28 protein-coding genes, 1 pseudogene and 1 CRISPR repeat array are annotated in these 17916 nt (G+C 37.2%); of the genes and pseudogenes, 21 read left to right on the top strand and 8 right to left on the bottom strand.

Features of this window, described 5'->3' with window-relative positions; translation table 11 throughout:
* Position 1 precedes the first annotated feature (1 nt).
* From cas2 to ACOZBY_RS12530, 3 genes are all read left to right on the top strand, one after another.
* Positions 2 to 292 carry a CRISPR-associated endonuclease Cas2 gene (gene cas2, locus ACOZBY_RS12540; RefSeq protein ID WP_036215780.1) on the top strand — a complete coding sequence of 97 codons (291 nt, stop codon included), beginning with the start codon at positions 2 to 4 and terminating at the stop codon, positions 290 to 292.
* Positions 293 to 462: 170 nt separating this feature from the next.
* Positions 463 to 1699: a CRISPR direct-repeat array (repeat unit 33 nt; unit sequence GTCACTCTCTGTATGGAGAGTGTGGATTGAAAT).
* A gap of 274 nt (positions 1700 to 1973) precedes the next feature.
* A complete protein-coding gene (locus ACOZBY_RS12535; protein WP_422762426.1) occupies positions 1974 to 3533 on the top strand; it encodes a right-handed parallel beta-helix repeat-containing protein in 1560 nt (519 codons plus the stop codon).
* 450 nt (positions 3534 to 3983) lie between these two features.
* Entirely contained in the window at positions 3984 to 4175 is a 192-nt protein-coding gene (locus ACOZBY_RS12530; RefSeq protein ID WP_012294117.1) for a hypothetical protein, read from the top strand.
* A gap of 68 nt (positions 4176 to 4243) precedes the next feature.
* Here the strand turns inward: ACOZBY_RS12530 and aac(6') are convergent, their stop codons facing one another.
* Positions 4244 to 4678 carry an aminoglycoside 6'-N-acetyltransferase gene (gene aac(6') / locus ACOZBY_RS12525; protein ID WP_012294118.1) on the bottom strand — a complete coding sequence of 145 codons (435 nt, stop codon included), beginning with the start codon at positions 4676 to 4678 and terminating at the stop codon, positions 4244 to 4246.
* A gap of 167 nt (positions 4679 to 4845) precedes the next feature.
* On the opposite strand from aac(6'), the gene ACOZBY_RS12520 reads away from it, so the two are divergent.
* From ACOZBY_RS12520 to ACOZBY_RS12510, 3 genes are read left to right on the top strand one after another with little or no spacing between them, the layout of a single operon-like run.
* Positions 4846 to 5442 (top strand): class I SAM-dependent methyltransferase, encoded by a 597-nt coding sequence (locus tag ACOZBY_RS12520; protein ID WP_012294119.1) that lies wholly within the window; start codon positions 4846 to 4848, stop codon positions 5440 to 5442.
* A gap of 24 nt (positions 5443 to 5466) precedes the next feature.
* Positions 5467 to 6042 (top strand): DNA-3-methyladenine glycosylase I, encoded by a 576-nt coding sequence (locus tag ACOZBY_RS12515; RefSeq protein WP_031419900.1) that lies wholly within the window; start codon positions 5467 to 5469, stop codon positions 6040 to 6042.
* Positions 6032 to 6715, top strand: coding sequence for a DUF1963 domain-containing protein (locus tag ACOZBY_RS12510; RefSeq protein ID WP_422762425.1), 684 nt, complete (start codon positions 6032 to 6034; stop codon positions 6713 to 6715). The genes ACOZBY_RS12515 and ACOZBY_RS12510 overlap by 11 nt, the downstream gene beginning before the upstream one ends.
* Before the next feature lie 6 nt (positions 6716 to 6721).
* Here the strand turns inward: ACOZBY_RS12510 and ACOZBY_RS12505 are convergent, their stop codons facing one another.
* The gene (locus tag ACOZBY_RS12505) at positions 6722 to 7018 is read right to left on the bottom strand and encodes a hypothetical protein (protein ID WP_031419903.1); all 297 of its coding nucleotides are present in this window, start codon (positions 7016 to 7018) and stop codon (positions 6722 to 6724) included.
* A gap of 75 nt (positions 7019 to 7093) precedes the next feature.
* Between ACOZBY_RS12505 and ACOZBY_RS12500 the strand changes: the two genes are divergently transcribed.
* Both ACOZBY_RS12500 and ACOZBY_RS12495 read left to right on the top strand, forming a co-directional pair.
* Complete coding sequence (locus ACOZBY_RS12500) at positions 7094 to 7294, top strand: hypothetical protein (RefSeq protein WP_012294123.1); 201 nt, start codon at positions 7094 to 7096, stop codon at positions 7292 to 7294.
* A gap of 161 nt (positions 7295 to 7455) precedes the next feature.
* Complete coding sequence (locus ACOZBY_RS12495) at positions 7456 to 7755, top strand: hypothetical protein (protein WP_012294124.1); 300 nt, start codon at positions 7456 to 7458, stop codon at positions 7753 to 7755.
* 89 nt (positions 7756 to 7844) lie between these two features.
* Here ACOZBY_RS12495 and ACOZBY_RS12490 read toward each other — a convergent pair whose 3' ends face one another.
* Positions 7845 to 8213, bottom strand: a complete 369-nt coding sequence (locus tag ACOZBY_RS12490) for a hypothetical protein (protein WP_031419906.1) — start codon at positions 8211 to 8213, stop codon at positions 7845 to 7847.
* 199 nt (positions 8214 to 8412) lie between these two features.
* Between ACOZBY_RS12490 and ACOZBY_RS12485 the strand changes: the two genes are divergently transcribed.
* From ACOZBY_RS12485 to ACOZBY_RS12460, 6 genes are all read left to right on the top strand, one after another.
* Entirely contained in the window at positions 8413 to 8799 is a 387-nt protein-coding gene (locus tag ACOZBY_RS12485) for a hypothetical protein (protein WP_036161410.1), read from the top strand.
* 80 nt (positions 8800 to 8879) lie between these two features.
* On the top strand, positions 8880 to 9500 hold the full coding sequence (locus tag ACOZBY_RS12480) for an NAD(P)-dependent oxidoreductase (protein WP_036166231.1): 621 nt from the start codon (positions 8880 to 8882) through the stop codon (positions 9498 to 9500).
* Between the two features lie 14 nt (positions 9501 to 9514).
* Positions 9515 to 9685: a hypothetical protein gene (locus tag ACOZBY_RS12475; RefSeq protein ID WP_171821086.1), complete on the top strand. Its 171-nt coding sequence runs from the start codon at positions 9515 to 9517 to the stop codon at positions 9683 to 9685.
* Positions 9686 to 9842: 157 nt separating this feature from the next.
* Complete coding sequence (locus ACOZBY_RS12470) at positions 9843 to 9998, top strand: hypothetical protein (protein ID WP_012294129.1); 156 nt, start codon at positions 9843 to 9845, stop codon at positions 9996 to 9998.
* 406 nt (positions 9999 to 10404) lie between these two features.
* On the top strand, positions 10405 to 11238 hold the full coding sequence (locus ACOZBY_RS12465; protein ID WP_036215788.1) for a GNAT family N-acetyltransferase: 834 nt from the start codon (positions 10405 to 10407) through the stop codon (positions 11236 to 11238).
* A gap of 265 nt (positions 11239 to 11503) precedes the next feature.
* Positions 11504 to 12040: a CueP family metal-binding protein gene (locus tag ACOZBY_RS12460; RefSeq protein ID WP_051563225.1), complete on the top strand. Its 537-nt coding sequence runs from the start codon at positions 11504 to 11506 to the stop codon at positions 12038 to 12040.
* Positions 12041 to 12285: 245 nt separating this feature from the next.
* Here ACOZBY_RS12460 and ACOZBY_RS12455 read toward each other — a convergent pair whose 3' ends face one another.
* Positions 12286 to 12486, bottom strand: a complete 201-nt coding sequence (locus tag ACOZBY_RS12455; protein ID WP_036161417.1) for a hypothetical protein — start codon at positions 12484 to 12486, stop codon at positions 12286 to 12288.
* Positions 12487 to 12575: 89 nt separating this feature from the next.
* Here ACOZBY_RS12455 and ACOZBY_RS12450 point away from each other — a divergent pair.
* From ACOZBY_RS12450 to ACOZBY_RS12440, 3 genes and pseudogenes are all read left to right on the top strand, one after another.
* Positions 12576 to 12861, top strand: a pseudogene (locus ACOZBY_RS12450) (O-methyltransferase); the annotation flags it as partial.
* A 102-nt stretch (positions 12862 to 12963) separates the two neighbouring features.
* A complete protein-coding gene (locus ACOZBY_RS12445) occupies positions 12964 to 13521 on the top strand; it encodes an isochorismatase family protein (RefSeq protein WP_036161419.1) in 558 nt (185 codons plus the stop codon).
* Between the two features lie 407 nt (positions 13522 to 13928).
* Positions 13929 to 14816 carry an AraC family transcriptional regulator gene (locus tag ACOZBY_RS12440; RefSeq protein WP_031419916.1) on the top strand — a complete coding sequence of 296 codons (888 nt, stop codon included), beginning with the start codon at positions 13929 to 13931 and terminating at the stop codon, positions 14814 to 14816.
* Between the two features lie 11 nt (positions 14817 to 14827).
* Here ACOZBY_RS12440 and csaA read toward each other — a convergent pair whose 3' ends face one another.
* The 4 genes from csaA to ACOZBY_RS12420 all read right to left on the bottom strand — a co-directional run bounded on the left by csaA (position 14828) and on the right by ACOZBY_RS12420 (position 16265).
* On the bottom strand, positions 14828 to 15160 hold the full coding sequence (gene csaA, locus ACOZBY_RS12435; RefSeq protein WP_012294135.1) for a chaperone CsaA: 333 nt from the start codon (positions 15158 to 15160) through the stop codon (positions 14828 to 14830).
* Between the two features lie 97 nt (positions 15161 to 15257).
* Positions 15258 to 15434: a hypothetical protein gene (locus tag ACOZBY_RS12430; RefSeq protein ID WP_008179752.1), complete on the bottom strand. Its 177-nt coding sequence runs from the start codon at positions 15432 to 15434 to the stop codon at positions 15258 to 15260.
* Positions 15435 to 15548: 114 nt separating this feature from the next.
* Entirely contained in the window at positions 15549 to 16052 is a 504-nt protein-coding gene (locus ACOZBY_RS12425) for a hypothetical protein (RefSeq protein WP_230591334.1), read from the bottom strand.
* Between the two features lie 75 nt (positions 16053 to 16127).
* Positions 16128 to 16265, bottom strand: a complete 138-nt coding sequence (locus ACOZBY_RS12420) for a hypothetical protein (RefSeq protein WP_230584385.1) — start codon at positions 16263 to 16265, stop codon at positions 16128 to 16130.
* A 178-nt stretch (positions 16266 to 16443) separates the two neighbouring features.
* Between ACOZBY_RS12420 and ACOZBY_RS12415 the strand changes: the two genes are divergently transcribed.
* The 4 genes from ACOZBY_RS12415 (at position 16444) to ACOZBY_RS12400 (ending at position 17912) form a co-directional block, all read left to right on the top strand.
* The gene (locus ACOZBY_RS12415; protein WP_031419919.1) at positions 16444 to 16728 is read left to right on the top strand and encodes a DUF5316 domain-containing protein; all 285 of its coding nucleotides are present in this window, start codon (positions 16444 to 16446) and stop codon (positions 16726 to 16728) included.
* Positions 16729 to 16762: 34 nt separating this feature from the next.
* Entirely contained in the window at positions 16763 to 16972 is a 210-nt protein-coding gene (locus ACOZBY_RS12410; RefSeq protein ID WP_230586164.1) for a hypothetical protein, read from the top strand.
* 103 nt (positions 16973 to 17075) lie between these two features.
* Positions 17076 to 17384 (top strand): hypothetical protein, encoded by a 309-nt coding sequence (locus ACOZBY_RS12405; RefSeq protein ID WP_036166213.1) that lies wholly within the window; start codon positions 17076 to 17078, stop codon positions 17382 to 17384.
* 108 nt (positions 17385 to 17492) lie between these two features.
* Positions 17493 to 17912 (top strand): hypothetical protein, encoded by a 420-nt coding sequence (locus ACOZBY_RS12400; protein ID WP_031419921.1) that lies wholly within the window; start codon positions 17493 to 17495, stop codon positions 17910 to 17912.
* Positions 17913 to 17916: the final 4 nt, after the last annotated feature.

The raw sequence follows: 17916 nt of genomic DNA, 5'->3' as shown, positions 1-17916 counted from the left end.
TATGCTAGTATTAGTAACGTACGATGTGGTCACAAAAACGGCTGCTGGTCAAAAACGATTACGCAAAGTAGCAAAAACTTGTGAAAATTATGGCCTCCGTGTTCAAAATTCCGTTTTTGAATGCGTAGTAGACGCAACACAATTTAAGCAACTTCAACTGGAACTTCAGGCAATTATTGATGTAGATTTGGATAGCCTACGCTTTTATCAGCTTGGCAACAACTATAAATCAAAAGTCAAGCACATTGGTGCCAAAGAAACGTTTAATGTGGAGGACACCATAATTTTATAAATATCACCTCGGCGCGGATGCAAAGCAAACATAAAATTCCTAGAGGATCCGCACCTATTTTTAGTAAGAGCTTAATCAAAATTACAATCTTGATGAGTATAAAGAAAGGTCATATATAAATGAATTAGTGAAATTATATTAAAAGTGATAATTTTTAATGAAATTTTGCAGTCACTCTCTGTATGGAGAGTGTGGATTGAAATCTAACGGTGGGGGTGACACCTCTAAAGAGGAAAAGTCACTCTCTGTATGGAGAGTGTGGATTGAAATACAAAGAATTGGTGTTACAGAGAAGACAGTACGGTCACTCTCTGTATGGAGAGTGTGGATTGAAATTGAAATTATCAGCACCTTTCGTAATGGTTGTCAGTCACTCTCTGTATGGAGAGTGTGGATTGAAATAATCTTGGACCAACTAGAGGGGATCGATGAAAGCGTCACTCTCTGTATGGAGAGTGTGGATTGAAATACGCCTACGCTAAAGAAGCTATGAAAAATGATAAGTCACTCTCTGTATGGAGAGTGTGGATTGAAATAGCTATGTTAGCCAGTCCTTTGACTTGGGTAGTTGTCACTCTCTGTATGGAGAGTGTGGATTGAAATATACCATGAAGCCTAGTTTAGAGGTGAAGTAAAGTCACTCTCTGTATGGAGAGTGTGGATTGAAATAAGTAAAACCTCAACTATTTCAAACTGGCGAGACGTCACTCTCTGTATGGAGAGTGTGGATTGAAATTAACGTGTCCCAGAAGTCCTTAGCCTGTTTTTCGGTCACTCTCTGTATGGAGAGTGTGGATTGAAATATCCTCCTAGAACGCCGCCGCAATGATCGCTACGTCACTCTCTGTATGGAGAGTGTGGATTGAAATTCTTTCTTCATAATGTGAACGTTCTCTAACGTCTGTCACTCTCTGTATGGAGAGTGTGAATTGAAATATCGATATAGGTCTCTTTTGACTCAACCGCCTGATGTCACTCTCTGTATGGAGAGTGTGGATTGAAATGTCACATACTGGACAATACGCAGTAATACCAATTGTCACTCTCTGTATGGAGAGTGTGGATTGAAATATTACGTTCTGTATATGTTGTTGTATTTAGTTCCGTCACTCTCTGTATGGAGAGTGTGGATTGAAATGAAGTCCACTGCTGCTTTAAATGCTCCAGCACCCGTCACTCTCTGTATGGAGAGTGTGGATTGAAATATCTAAAATTCGATGTAAATCACGTACGGATCGTGTCACTCTCTGTATGGAGAGTGTGGATTGAAATAAAGAATGAATAGTAAATAGGAGATAAGAGTACGCGTCACTCTCTGTATGGAGAGTGTGGATTGAAATATTAGGTTTTATGGTCAGTTTAGTTGTGAAAAACGTCATTCTCTGTATAGAGAGTATGTATTGAAATCCCGCTAGTCCCTCTATCACAGTAATACGTTCTGTCATTCTCTATACAACTAAATAGCCATTACAAATAAAATAAAAAGATGAACAGCACTTGGTAAGTTGACCAACAATCGCTGTTCATTTTTTATTACCGAAAATCATGGACATTCATGAAAATGTCAAAATTTTTACGTGAACGGATGCAAATTCCAGTAATTTTACACAAAATTGAATAACTACAAGCCTGTTCGGTATATAAATAGGGTACGATCATTTTTAGGCTGAGGAGTGTGTAAATGGCAACACTTGTAGTAAAGAGAAGTATTATGCATCGGTACCAAAGCATTGGGCAGGCAATTGAAGAGGCTATGCCTGGGGATATGATAGAAATTCGAGATGGTATTTATGAGGAAAGCTTGGATATTTCCAAGCGGCTGACATTGTATGGAGTTGGCAATGTTACAATTAAAGGTGGTGTTTTTATTCGCTACCAGACCCATGTAGATATGCGCAATTTACGTTTTCGTCAAGGACAGGGGCTCTATGTGAAAGGAGATCTTCAGTTAGAAAATTGTATTATAGAGGAGCAATTGATTCGCACACAGATTATGGTCAGCTATGGTAGTTTACTGATGAAAAATTGTGCTGTGCTTGCTACATCGCTCAATCATTTTGGTCTGCGTGTTGCTAATGGTTCCAGTGTTATTCTCGTTGATACAACACTTGAGCATCATGTGAAAGCTCAAATTATTGCACAAAATTGTGAAATGACATTAAGCAATTGTCTGCTACTCGAAGGGAAAAAACATGGTATTTTTGCGATTCGCCATGTGAAGATGGTAATGGAGGATTGTGAAGTTCATGGTCATGAAAAGGAGCAAATTGTAGCGGCGTCTAGTGAGCTGGCAATCACCAATTGCCTTATTCACCAAGGACAGGGGGTTGGTATACAGCTTTTTGATGATACGATTTTACGTATGGATGGCTGTGAGATTAAGAATCATCATGACACGAATATGATTGTCCACCGTAGTGAGGTAATGGTATCTGATTCTATATTTTCAGATGGCCAAGGACTCGGGCTGTACCTGGGAGAAAAAACTGAAGCTCAATTCTACGATTGTCAGTTTAACCGTCATGTAAAAGCACAAATGCTGATAGAGAATAGCAAGGCAGAGTTTCGCAAATGCCATGTACGTAATGGAATGGCTGTTGGTATGACCATCGTAGATGAAGCAGATGTTTCGATGACCGAATGTCAAATCCAAAACCATCAGCAATTTCATATCATTGTGGATGCAAGTGGGCTACAGCTCCATCAAACGACTATTCAATTTGGGCAATCAGGTGGTATTTATGGCAATGAGCATGCCAAAATTATGCTTCACCATACAAACATTCGAGAGCTGGAAAAGCAACATGTATATTTGAACAATGCCCGTTTGTTTACACAGCATTGTACGTTTGAACAAATGCAAAATAACGGGATTACGTGTATTGACGCCATTTTTGAAGTAGCCAACAGCCATTTCAAAGACTGCCAGGATAGCACGTATGCGATGATATGGTCTGATCGTTCAATGGGACGTATTGAACATTGCAAAGTAGGCGAAGCAGCACGCCCATTTTTAGCTCTGTCCAATCAATCTTTATTAGAAATACGTGATACAGATTTAAGTGCATTGAAGGCTCCAGCGGTGGTACAGGAAAACAGTCAGTTATATGTGCAAAAGCATGTTCAGACAACAACTTGGCATCGAGACACAGCTTCAAGAGTATCACAAATAGAGATGGTTCAAACAAATGAAGAGAACCATATAAAAATGCTGAAAAATGATATTAAAAAAATAATTTAATAACCGATTATACAACTAAGACAAGTAGTTTCAATTTTGAAATTACTTTTTTTATGGCGGGCATCAGAAGGTTTCAACTTTATATTTATGGGTAAAGTAATGTGTTTGGGTCAAAAACGATGAGATAAATAGGCAGCGAAAACTCTATAATTCGACAAACTGACTGATTATTTTTATAATGGTATAGACAACTTCTTTTCAATTACTGCAATTTTCCAAAAAATTAAGAAGTAAAATGGTATATTTTCTTGTAAATGTTATTTTTTGAATAATAAAGTTTGGAATTGATGTAAAAAAATAGTAAGAAATTTTAGATAATAGATTGATTAATTTCGGTGAATTAGCCTATAATTAGTAAAAATGGTTCATATATAAGATGATTATATGTTATTTGTGAAGTGTGTGTAATTTGTTTAAAATAATAATAAAAAGGAGTGGGGGTGATAAGAGATGTTTGGGCTGACAAAAGAGGAAATTCTTTTAAAGTTAGAGGAAATTGAATTAGCAGAGAAGCATAAAAGTGCGATTGCTGATATCTTACAACTAAACAATATGCGCATAGAACAACAGCTTGCATTACTGATCCATTTAATAATCGATGAGCGCGAACGTAATATTTCTAACCATACATATTTAAATTAACCATATATATAGATGCAAAAATCACAAGTGCAGGATTCGAAGCACTTGTGATTTTTTTATCACATTTTTTATAATTTTTTTGTAAAACAAATGATTCGATTCGCTTCCGTAAACCCGAGCTGTAAATGTACTTGTAAACTTTCGGTATTGTCCCATTCACAATCACTTGCAAATTCTGAGCATCCCATATGCTTGGCCCATTGTTCACAATGTGCTACAAGCTGTCTAGCATAGCCTTGCTGTCGATAGTTGTCCATGACGAATAATCCTTCTAAATAGCCGACTGGACTAGAGTCCGTACCCTCTACATAATCTGTTCTCAGCTGACATTGGGCAAAGCCAATCGCCTTGTCATGGTCGTAGGCTAAGAAAATAGCTGCATTGTCATCCTTCAATAAATGTGTCATGCTTTCAGTAAATTCCTCTACTGTATGATTAGGCCACAGCAATAAAGCTAATGTCGCAGCTGCCAGGGCATCCTGTTGCTCTGCTTGTTGAATCATTCAAAGTTCCTCCATCCTATTCATTCCGAAAACGAAACAAAAATCTTTTTTGTACGTACAAACTAGTAAGAGTTTCTGTCGTTGATGTGCTTTCTATCATTATATACAGGGTATACATGTAAAAAAAGGATAAAATCCACATCGATTTTGATGAGAGGGGAACTGATATGTCATTATTACAATCGTTAATTGAACAGGCAAAAAATCCAAAAGGATGGATGGGTTCATGGATGCTACGTATCATGAATATCACTCATCGTGGCATGAATAGTTGGTTTATCCGGCAAGGTGCCATCAATGATGGGGACCGTGTGTTAGATATTGGCTGTGGCGGAGGGAAAACACTCGGAATTTTATCGAAATTGAATCCCAATGGTATAATTTATGGGATTGATATTTCTGCACAGGCAGTAAAGGAATCCATCAAAATGAATGAAGCGAATGTCGCAAGTGGCAGCATCATTGTTAAGGAGGCAAGTGTGTCTCAAATTCCATATGAGGACCAATTCTTTGATGCAATTACAGCTTTTCAAACCCATTATTTTTGGCCATCATTGGAGCACGATGTTGGGGAAGTATGGAGGGTATTAAAAAATGGAGGAAAATTTATTGTCATTGCGGAGCTCTACAAAATGAATTACCATATGGAAGCATTCCAAACACCAGCAGCTATGAAGGATTTATTGAAAAAAACCGGTTTCCAAACGGTATATATAAGTGAAAAGACAAGTAAAGGATGGCTATGTATTACGGCCATAAAATAATACATAAGCATAGGAGGTTTTTCGATGAAAAGATGTTCGTGGGTCAAGCTAGATCAGCCGTTGTATGTAGATTATCATGACAAAGAATGGGGAGTACCCGTCTATGATGATCAGCATTTATTCGAAATGCTTTGTTTGGAGGGGGCACAGGCAGGACTTAGCTGGTGGACCATTTTACAAAAGCGAGAGGGCTATCGAGAGGCATTTGATCAATTCGAGGCTAAAAAAATTATCCTTTATTCAGAGGACAAGCTTTTGGCATTACAGCAAGACACACGTATTGTGCGCAATAAATTAAAAATCGCTAGCGTTGTGACGAATGCTAAAGCTTTTCTACAAATACAAGAAAAATATGGCTCGTTTTCTGAATATATTTGGGGATTTGTCGATCACCAACCAATTGTAAATGAATGGCCATCTATGGCAGAGGTACCAGTGACAACAGATCGTAGTGATCGGATGAGTAAGCAATTGAAGAAGGACGGCTTTAAATTTGTAGGAAGTACTATTTGTTATTCATTTATGCAGGCAGTTGGTATGGTCAATGATCATATAACGGATTGCTGCTGTCGACAACAGGAGCTTGCGCATGAGCATTAAACATATCCAATCTCAGCTAGCCAAGCAAGCGACCATATTCCAGACGGGTGGCTTCCGTCCAACCCATGAGCTTTTAGAAAGTTGGATTGGCTATGTGGGATGGTCTTTACTAGAGGAGGATCGACCCTCCAATTTTCAACCGCTTGCTACATTATTTTTGAAAGATTTGCCCTATGTTCCTCCTGCTTTACAGCCATTTCAATTGGTAACGCTATTTGTCCATGAGAATATTTTCGAACATCTCATGGAGGATGATTTGAGCAACTTTTTTAAAATAAGAGCCTACACCACTTTAGAAAACCTAGTACAGCGGGACTGGCAGCATGAGCGTATTCGAGCCTTTCCTCTGCAGGCAGAGTTTATTCACAATGATTATCCAGTATGGGATGGCGGGGGTATTCCTGCACAAATTGAAGAGGAAATACTAAGATTGGAGCATGAAAAGGGTCTCAATTATTTTGACGATATCCTCGAAGATCTGTATCCGCAACACAAAATTGGTGGCTACCCGACCTTTTGTCAAAGTGGTTATGATTTTGGAGAAGACACACCTTTTGTCTTTCAGATTGCCTCAGATGCCAAGGCACAACTGAATATTGTGGATAATGGCAATTTTTATTTCTTTTATAATCCAAACGAACAGACATGGCGCGTCTATTGTGATTTTTATTAACATTCTTTAAGGCTTAGCCCAAAAATGTATTGTGATAGCAATCATGTATTGAATGAAAAATAAGCCTAGATACGCGCCTGACATTAGAAAAATAGGATTTAAGAAAACAGCGTGAATCGTTGTCATAAAGACCACATCCTCACGAATAATCTGCGCTATAGAAGTAGCGGCAATATAGCCAAAAAGAATAGCTGATACGACACCTAACGCATTGAAAACAAGGCGCATTTTATCACTTTTTTGCTGAAGATAGACCATGAGAGCAGGTATGACAATGATAGTAACCATTATGAAGACGTTCATCCACACACATCCTTTTTTCTCAGGATGCCCTTGTTAGCTGGTACATAAACCAAAGATATAGAGGAGGGGAATAAGGTGAGATGGCAAGATGGGGAGATGAAAAAAATAAAGAAGGTGAAGAAAATGGAGCATAAAACAGTCGTCAAGAATGGCATAGGCTTTGGTTCTGTTTTAGCGATTACGATTTCATGGAGTGTCCATCATTCCATCATATGGGCAATCATCCATGGATGCTTTAGCTGGCTCTACGTCCTCTATTATGCATTTACTCGCTAAACTTTAAAGCATACCTATCAGCTAAGTATTTGTTTATTCCAAAAGTTTTTGGGGTACAAACAAAGTAACGTTCATAAATATTGACTAACAAGCATAAATAACAAAGTGCTCTTTTTCAAGAGAACAAACTTCAGTATGAACGTAGAAGAAAGGTTGATAGCATGACACATCAAGTAACGGCATTAAGTAATGTGAATGGAAAAGCTACGGGAGTGGAAGGTATTTTACAAAATGTAGCATTTATTTTATCGACGTTTACGGTCTCTTGCCCGCAACGGGAATGGAGCATTCGGTCAGATATTCGTAAACTCTTCCAACGTATGAAAAAAATGAACACCAAACGTTTGATTGAGTGTATCCAGCGTTTTGAGCCGAGAGTAGTCGTAGTGGAAGTGGATTATTTGGGCGATGTTTATCGAGGAAAACTTGAGCCCATTGTGAAAGTAATTATTAATGAATAAGCCTATAAATTCTGCCAGGATTCAACCTGGCAGAAGATCAAATAAATAGTCCGTTTACATATATTGGAAAATATCAATTCCAGAATTCTTTAAGCAATTGTGCTTCTTCGTATTAGAATAATTTGTTGGCAATCTATGATAATCGGAGAAGCTCCTACATCTGCTACTTCTAAGAATGTAGCACAGCACGTTTTAGGATCTAGGCTAATGAAAAAGACATCAGCTAAGCTAAAACCACCTGCTAACACGACGTCTACAAGTGTGCCAATAGGCAGACATTCTAATTGATGGCAAATACAGCCTTTACATTCGTTTTTCTCACAGCAATCTTTCTCAGGGCATTTTTCTTCCTTGTGTTCGCATTTACACGTATGCTTACATTTTTTCTCACAGCACTTTTTTGCTTCGTCTTTTTGTTGACCCCAATTCATATAATGATTAAATCTACAATCTTGCATCTTTTAATCTCCTTTATGGTTAATTTTTAGTATTGGTCGCGCAACCCTTACACATCTAATCTATGAAAAATTAAGTAGAGTTCTTGGTAATTTGCCCTTGGAATAGAAAAATGGAAACTTTGTCGTACATAACTAACCGTTTTTAGGGGGGAATACTAGATTTCTGCCTGTTAATATAAAGGTGAAAGGGAGCGAGTGTATGAAGAGAATACTACAAGGTTTCTTTTTACTGATGTTCGCTATAGTAGTGATATCATGGCTGATTGTAGAAAAACAGCCTTCACCAATAGCCGTAAGTTTCTCTCCTACTCCGACCTATGCGGAAGAGTTTAGTGAAAAATTACAAGAGACTAATTTTACACAAAAGATTATACAAGCAGTACGAAAGGCAGGTTATTCACCAGATAGTACAGTAGGCTATTTGGTAGATTCCCCTAACCATCAAATCATCACCATCCAATTACACGATGGTAATGAAATAGAAAAAAGCACAGAAAGTGAGATTCAAACGATTATCCATGAGCTGGCCAAAGAAGAGAATATGGGAGCATTTATAGTGAATGTTCAGCTATTAGAAACAAAATAAGGAAAGCGGGAGACACATATTGCATGTGTCTCTTTTGCATAGAAGGGGCATGTTATAATGGAATGAAGAGGTGAAGGTCTATGAAAATATTAGTTTTGGGTGCAACTGGACGTGTAGGAAGACAAATTGTTGAGTTCGCGTTAAAAGATCAACACGAAGTAACGACATTTGTCCGTGATCCCCATAAATTACAGATGGACAATAAGAAATTACATATCTTTCAGGGAAATGTCTTAAATAAGAACGATCTCGAACAGGCTATGGTGAATGTGGATGTAGTAGTAAGTGCATTAAATACAGATGGGAATGATACTTTATCTACTAGTATTTCGCTCATACTTGAGGTTATGGAGCAACAAAAGATAAAGAGAATTATTACGATTGGCACTGCGGGTATTTTACAAAGTCGAGTGTCGCCAACAATTCTTCGTTATCAATCAACGGAATCCAAACGAAAATCTACGTTTGCTGCTAAGGAGCATCAGTACGTTTTTGAACAATTACACGTTTCCAATGTCGATTGGACGATTGTTTGTCCAACCTATTTACCAGATGGATCATTTACAGGAACCTATCGAGTGGAGCGCAATTTTTTACCTGAAGGCGGTAGTGAAATATCAGTAGCCGATACAGCCTACTTTGCCTACCAACAAATCTTTAGCAAGGAATTCGTTAAAACGCGAGTAGGGCTCGCCTATTAAAAGGAGGGTAAAAAATGAGAATCATTCACATGCTCATTGGCCTGCTCATTACATGTATTGGGCTTGCTCTGCTAAATACAACGATGGATGCTGCCATTCGAAATATGATGGTAAAAGTATATGGTATCCTTCTTCTGTCTATTGGGGTGTTTTATCTAAAAAAAATTGCGAAAATGGGGAAGTAATAGCTTTGTTAAGTAATGGATTCCTTCAATGGACAGGGTTTTAATAGGAATAGTGGATACTTATGCTTATAGGGTGAGAAAGTAAATGGATATTTTCCTTTTTATTGAAGGTTTGCTATACTTTATGTCGAATATATATCATTAAAGAGGTGATTGTATGGGCAAAGAGATATCAAACCACTATCAATATCCTGAACACCTAACCAATCAAGATGGAAACGAAAAGACAGAGCTATATGTCATAAAGATAACAAAGGAACAAGTGGATAGGTTGATAGAGGATATCGATCAAACTTTAAGGGCGTCTACCTGACGTCTTTTTTTATTATGGGTTTGCATCATTAATAGTAAAGCTTAGTCCTGCCCCGAAGTAATCAATTCAGGAAAAAGTTCCCTCATTTATTGGTGAATCAAAACGTGCAGTTATTAGCTTTACTTTATAAAAAGTTATAAAATGGTAAAATATTAAATATTACATCAGAACGTTTAAAATGAAAAGAGCTAGAAGGGGCTATTTCATGCTGGATAATTATTTGATTAAGGATTTTACCCTATAGTTCTTTCGTACAGATAAAAAAATAAAATCAGTAAGATTGAAAATGCATCATCGCTACGCCATTTCATAGCTGCCTGTATAAAGCAGTTTTTTCTAAAAAAACTATAGGAATTTAAATACAAACAAATATTTTATCGGATTATGAAAGGAGCTGAGCTGTTTTATGATTTATAAATTGGATAAAAGAGACTACTACAAAATAAAAAGGTTACTACAAACACCTGATCAGAAGAATGATTTAACATTAAATTCCATAATTAATGGTATGAACAGAGGGACAATTTATGTAGACAATCTGCAAGAACCCAATACAGCACTAATAGATGTAACAGGAATAAGCAGTATTTTTATTGGGAATGCGACTAATCAACAGTTTATTGATTCTTTACGAGATTTTCTTGATAATGAATTAAAAATGGATACTTATGAATCGTGTGGTGGAACCTGGTTTATTGCAGTCATAAAAGATGAGATATGGGAACAAGTAGTAGAAAATGTTATTGCTGATAAAGAATACGAACCAGATTATGAGTTGTATTATCAATTCAATCCTAAGGCTTTCGTTGCCTTAAAAGAGCAATACAAACCTTTACCGGATAATTATCTAATAAAAAAAATTGATACCGAAGTCATTAAGAACGACCCAGATGGAATTCTTTCTGACGTATTAGAAGAGGTTTGGTATTCAATTGAAGACTTTAATACTCATGGACTGGGATATTGTATCCTAAGGGATAATAAAATAGTAAGTGCATGTTTTTCTTGCTGTGTACACGAGAATAAGCATGAAATTAGTGTTGAAACATACGACGAGAAACACATGAATAAAGGATTAGCAACTTTAGTATGTTCAGCATATTTAGATGATTGTATAAAAAATGGACTAGTACCCCAATGGTCAACGATGGAAACAAACCTTGAATCTAAACGTTTAGCAAAAAAATTGGGCTTTGAATTTGAGTCAAAACTAAAAACATTGGAGTTTGAATGGAAATGATTATGAGATACTCTTTAAAAGTATATAATATTAAAAATTTAGAAAATTTTTTCTGCTGTAACTTTGAAAAAACTATTCTATAATCAGCAACATGATCACGTTTATTTCATTGGAATGGATTGCAGTCACCAATACTCAAATAAATAAAATCTGTTTGTAATGTATGTATTTTTCCTCTGCACAATTTCTTCTTATTTATAGTTTATAGTATAAATCGTCAGCGTTTTACAAAGTAGAAAGAATGAAGAAATTAGAGGTGAATAAAATGAAATTAAAAGCTTTTGCTGTAACTTTACTTACTACGGTTGTCCTAGGTGCTTGCAATGGAGAGAGTACTAATGACGATAATCCTAGAAAAGAAGTGGAGATGCAAAATATTAAGGAGTTGGTGAATGAATATAGCGGGGACAAAACTAAAGACGAATCTGCTTCAATCACATCAAACCAGCTGATTGTAACTGATAAAGAAGGAATTGAGTCAGCATATGCTTTGCCAGAAGACGAATTTTTTGTTTCTGTAGCTCCTTACATAAATGAAACTCACCCTTGTACTAACCATAGCTTGACGGGGTGCCAAGGAGAACTGGCTAATAAGGATATAGCTGTCTATATTGAAGACTCAAAAGGTAATGTGCTAGTGGACGAAACCATGAAAACTCTAGCAAATGGATTTATTGATTTATGGCTACCTCGTGACCAAACGTATAACATAAAAATGGAGCACAAAGGCAAAACGGTAGAATCGATATTTTCTACTTATGAAAGCGATGGCACTTGCATTACAACAATGCAATTAAAATAGAAAAAAGTAGGGTTGTCCAAAAAGTCAGTGAAAGCTGATTATTTGTGGCAACCCTTTCCTTTTTAGATTTTTAAAATGCTAGGTTTAGTTTTGCAATAAGGTTGCGATGTTTATAAAAAAGATACGGTGTTTTTAGCATATTCGAATTGTTAAATGCAACTCAAACGATTTAGTTAATGGATCCATTTCATCTTTGATTGATAAGAAATATCTTTATGATTTAATTCACCATCTTATGTAAAACCTCAGTCCTTTTGACAGGAAAAGGAGTAGTTAAGAGCCAAATAATCACGAATGATTTTAGGATGTCCGCCATTTTCAAGACAAATTTTACTCGCAATTTTAATTTCCTTCTGATTATAGTGAGATTGCGCACCAATTAAAAAGATGCCTGACAGTATCAATAATGTGCCAATCCCCAAAACATATTTTATGACTCTTTTCAATACACGTACCTCCATTTCAAAAGTAATCGCTATCCCCAGTATATGTTGAACGATGAAAGCAATATGTTTATTGACATGATGTATACAAATTAGAAATTGGAGCATTAGGTGGCTATAGTGGCATCTGCCTGGCGAGAGGAATTGAAGATGTGGGGCACATTAACCTCACTAGAGTTAGAGGAAAAATATGCCCAAGGAAAATGATGAGCCATATTTAGCGTACTGTATAAAAATAGAAAATACTGGTGCGTTAATGGTCACGGATAGTCGGGTAGTGTTGCTGATCCAGAGATAACACCAAAACGCTATACAGCCATCATGAAGAAATTTAATGAGCTGGTGGCAGTCCACCCGCAACTGGAGTCTATCCTTTGACCAATTGGGGATGACATAACCGTTTCTAAAGTAAAAAAATAATAAAGGTAAAACCTCCTTTATGGTAAAGTATGGTTAGTAACCCAAAAAGGAGAGATGCTTTTGAAACAAGCGTTAATTGTGATTGATGCACAGCAAGAACTAATGGAAGGTAATCAGGAGGAACAAGCTGTTTATCGTAAAGACGAATTAGTAGAGACCATCAATAAGGTGATTAACAAGGCAATCGAAGAAAATGCTCAAATTATTTTTGTTCGTGATCAAGATGTAGCTGGTGGGGAGGGAGCTGGCTTTCAAGTACATAAAAAAATCCATGTTCCCACATCAGCTGTCTTTTTTGATAAACTTGCTACCAATGCATTCTACAACACGGGTTTGCTGGACTATTTAAAGGTTCATGATGTGAAGCACTTGGTAATGATGGGGTGTAAAACCGAGCACTGTGTTGATACCGCCGTCAGAACTGCCACTGTTCAAGGCTTTGATGTCACAGTTGTCGGTGATGGACATTCGACGAACGGCTCCAAGGTTTTAGAACCAGGTGCAATGATCGCACATCATAATGACTTATTACATGGTCATTACAATGTTGACCATTTCTCCCTTGTGCGTCATTCCGACGAAGATTTATTTGAGCCGAGCCATTCAACCTATCGCTAACATAAGAATGACCAAGAATTTTAGTTCTTGGTCATTCCTTTTACTTTCTAAAACATCCAATCTACTACATGAAAGACGTTATGCTATAGCAAAAGCTTGTCCAAAAGGATAGAGTTTTTTTAGAAATGGAACAGGTAACTTATTGGATATAGTAAAAATGGGATACAAGTTATATGGAAACCTTCTTCTTCATAGGGCCACTGTACGACCAGTGACCCTAAGTATCAAGTCAGGAGGTGTAAGGCTAAAATTAGCTTTACACTATTATATATATGTGAAAGTAGCTTTGAAAGTTAGTGATCTGCCTGTTCGATAGATTATTTTTTGAAAGGCGACTAATTAGGGCACAATATGTCGGATGACATCATTCTATTCTTGCTATTGTTGTGTAAAGGGAGGTTATTCAAGTGGATTCATGCACACGATTGAATGAAGCAATTGCCTATATTGAGGCCAATTTGACAAACGATATTGACATGAGGGAAGTAGCAAGAAAAGCGTATTGTTCAGAGTATCACTTTAAAAGAATGTTTTCATTTCTAGCTGGTATCTCACTATCTGAATACATTCGTCGGCGACGTTTGACACTGGCTGCTCTTGATTTGTCGAACGCCTCTTTGAGAATCCTTGATATAGCTGTTATGTACGGCTATAGCTCAGCAGATGCTTTTACACGAGCTTTTCAGCACTTACATGGAATGACACCCTCAGAGGCAAGGCAAACTGGTCAAACATTTAAAGCTTTCCCACGGATGACCTTCCAACTTACCATCCAAGGAGGAAAAGAAATGAATTACCGACTCGAGCAAAAAGAAGCCTTTCACATTGTTGGCTTGATGAAACGTGTACCGATTATTTTTCAGGGAGAAAATCCGGACATTGTGAAAATGGCGCAATCTCTAACAATTACAGATATTGAGCAGCTTAAAAAGCTGTCCAATGTGGAACCTAAGGGCATCATCCAAGCCTCTACAAATTTTTCAGAGGGGCGAATGGAGGAGAAGGGAGAACTCGATCATTATATTGGAGTAGCTACTACAGAAGCAACAAACCCTGGGTACTTTTGTCAGCTTGCTGTCCCTGCGAATACATGGGTAGTCTTTACAGTGGTAGGACCATTCCCGCAAACACTTCAGGAATCGTGGGGCCGTATTTATGCCGAATGGTTTCCGTCTTCTGGCTATAATCAGGTGGCTGGCCCTGAAATTGTCAGTCATGCGAGCACTGATTTCTCCTCACCAACCTTTACAAGTGAAATATGGATACCCATTCACAAAAAAGAGCCTCTTGCATAATGCACGGCTCTTTAATGTATTTTTGTGCCATTTGGTACGTGCTGATCAGGTGTTAACAGGATAACGTCTCCCTCTTCGGGCACTCCACCAATCACTAACACCTCTGACTTAAAACCGGCAACTCGGCGTGGAGGAAAATTAACAATGGCTACAACTTGCTTTCCGACCATTGCCTCTGGCGTATACCGTTTTGTAATTTGGGCGGAAGACTGTTTAATGCCGATCTCCTCCCCAAAATCGATGTTCATTTTAATAGCAGGAACACGCGCTTTTGGTAGCTCCTGTGCCTGCAAAACTGTACCAACTCGTAGATCAAGCGCTGTAAAATCTTCAAATGTGGCCAATAGACAACTCTCCTTCATTTAACTATATTATCATGCTAACATTGTATGGGAAATTATTCAAAATAAAAAGAAGAGCACATAGAGTGCCCTTCTTTTCTTAACGACGATGCTCCACCAGGTCAATAGCTCCTAACACAATATGAGCTAAACCAAAGCCAAAAATGGTGTTGGCCACCATTTTATTAGAACCATGCTTTTGCTTCATGGCATATCCTGCCGCTGTGACAGCCGACCCGAGAATAGTTGGGATTAAACCTTCACGAACATTATTCATAAAATTGATCCCTCCGTCGTATGATTCGGTATGAGTTTCATACCATACTTACTATGAACGTTTGGAGCTTATCCTATACGAATAAATAGTAGAGGAAAAATACTCGTTTGTTATTTATTGTTGAATCGGTTCTACTTCTATTTGATCGACCATAAATTCGTTCTTCGTATGATCGAATGTATAGGTAATATGGAAATCAGCCACATTTATAGGAAATACGCTAGCTGCAAGGGTCAATTTTATTCGTTGGTTTTCTATATAATAAATCGTTATTGCACCAAAACCTAGCTGATCCTGCTGTATTTCTAGCTCTGGATCGATTTTATAGTCAAAGTGATATTCCTTGCCAAATGCTCGACCCGTAATATTTAATGTTTCAAAGTCTTTTTTCACAACGTTTGACTCCATATGTTGAGCAACAATTTCCTCATAATGAGGAACCTTTATTTCTTGTAAGTCCTGATCTACTACATGAATATCATAATTATCTAGCCCCGTTCCTCTACCAGTCTGAAGGATAATAACAGCTTCCTCATCGCCGTCATCTGTCATATCTATGTAAAACACTTGAGACTCGGTTCCTGTATCATCAGGGTTGTTCCAATTAAAGTCCTTCATTTTCCCATTAAACTCCAGTTTTACGCCATCTCCTTTCTTATACAGTTTTACTTCTTTATTGGCAGAGGAACCCATTCATGTGGCATCAGCATGTGTTGGACTATAAGCTTTTTTTAAAGTTTTTTCTTCTGTGGGATTTTCTTTTTGATCTGAATGGCAACCTGAAAACAAAATAGCACTCAACAATAGCAACGCACCCATTTCTTTTTTCAATTTGTATCTACTCCTTTTGTATTCTTTGGAAAACCGTCGACTTTGCTCATCGCAACGATTTATAAATAAAGAAAATTCCTCATTATATTATATAGTGGCTGTAATGAATATGAAAATTTTGGTTTTTTTGAAACGAAAATGAAGCTTCCACCGTATACTACAGAAGGGGTGTGTGGAAATGAAATATGTAGGCATCGGAACGATCATGTCCATCCTAGGTGTTGTATTTTCAATCCTAATATGGGGTACAGAAAAAGCCCATTTCCTTTCGGGGCTTGTAGGTGGAATACTCATTATTTTCGCTTTGTTAATGTCTGGATCAATGGGGAGTGGGGATCGAATGCGGGCCAATTTTGCAACAGAAACCAAAGAAGATAGGGATGAACGTAATCACATCATGAATAACGCTTTATGGTTAGCATTACCGAATATTATTGTCGCTATCTTTGCGTATTATATGTGAAAAAAACGTCTCAATAGAAAGGATGTTGCAGATTTTGGATAAAGAAAAAGATTATTATTCAGAGGCTTCTAGATATACACTTGCAGTTGTTCTCTTCACACTTATTATTTGGGGCATCTATGATTGGCGACATGCAACTCCCAATGGTTTTCAATTTTTATTAATAAACGAAATTGTTATCACCCTTGGCATTACACGATATATTTTGAAGAAGCGAGATCAAAGAAGAAAGCACTCTCAATAATCTTTACATAGGTAATCAATAAAAGTGTCACATCTACCCTAGGTGTGGCTTTTTTTGTTGCATTTAATAGTTAGGAGTACATTTGCAATAGAGAGGTGGTACTATGCAATTAACAGATGGTACACGGACATTTGAAACGGACATAATTGATGAAGCTGCTAGAAAAAAAGAACGTGATGAGCAGGAGCGGGAGATGCTTAATGCATTTGCTCGCTACGCATACCTTCGATACAAGCAAATACGGGATAAGGTTAATCCACGTAAATGCAAATACATGTATATCCATCAAGTTCGTCAACAATTAACTTCACCAGCAAGACTGCAACGTGTTTGCAATCTTTTAAGTATGACTGATGAAGAAATACTTTATATTGTAGAATTTGTCCGCAAGTATTTGAAATACGTCAAATAAAAGCCTCATCATCGGATGGGGTTTTTTTACATAATTTCTAGGGAGAATTGTTTCTCAATCACCCACTCCATATAGTATGATGAACGTGGATAAAGGAGTGAAGCGATTTTGAGATTCATGAAATGGTTAGTTGTTTTTATTATTTTCATTGGTATAGTTGGCTATGGTGTATTACATTTTGGCACGAAATTTGCGTCAGAAAAAATTGTCAATACACTCTCAACAGAATTAGAGAATAGTGGACAAAAGGAAGAAATCAAAAATACAATTGAAAACGATCCGGAGTTAAAAGCCTATATGGAAGAGGCGAAAACGGTAGATAGTAGTACGTTACCTTTTACGTCGAAAGAAGAGGCTACTAAAGTAATCATTCAAAAAGTAGGCATTACAGAGCTAAATGATATTCGTGTGAAATTACAGGACGGCTCCATGACGAAGGAAGAGGCATTACAACAGGTAGAAGGCAAATTATCAGATGAAGAAATAGCTGCATTAAAAGTTATTATCTATAAAGAACTATACGAATAAAACA

Source organism: Lysinibacillus sp. NPDC056220 (assembly GCF_049315265.1).
In the GTDB taxonomy this organism is placed as follows: domain Bacteria; phylum Bacillota; class Bacilli; order Bacillales_A; family Planococcaceae; genus Lysinibacillus; species Lysinibacillus pinottii.
Note: the sequence above shows the minus strand (reverse complement) of the source record. Positions and strands in the feature narration are given on the sequence as shown.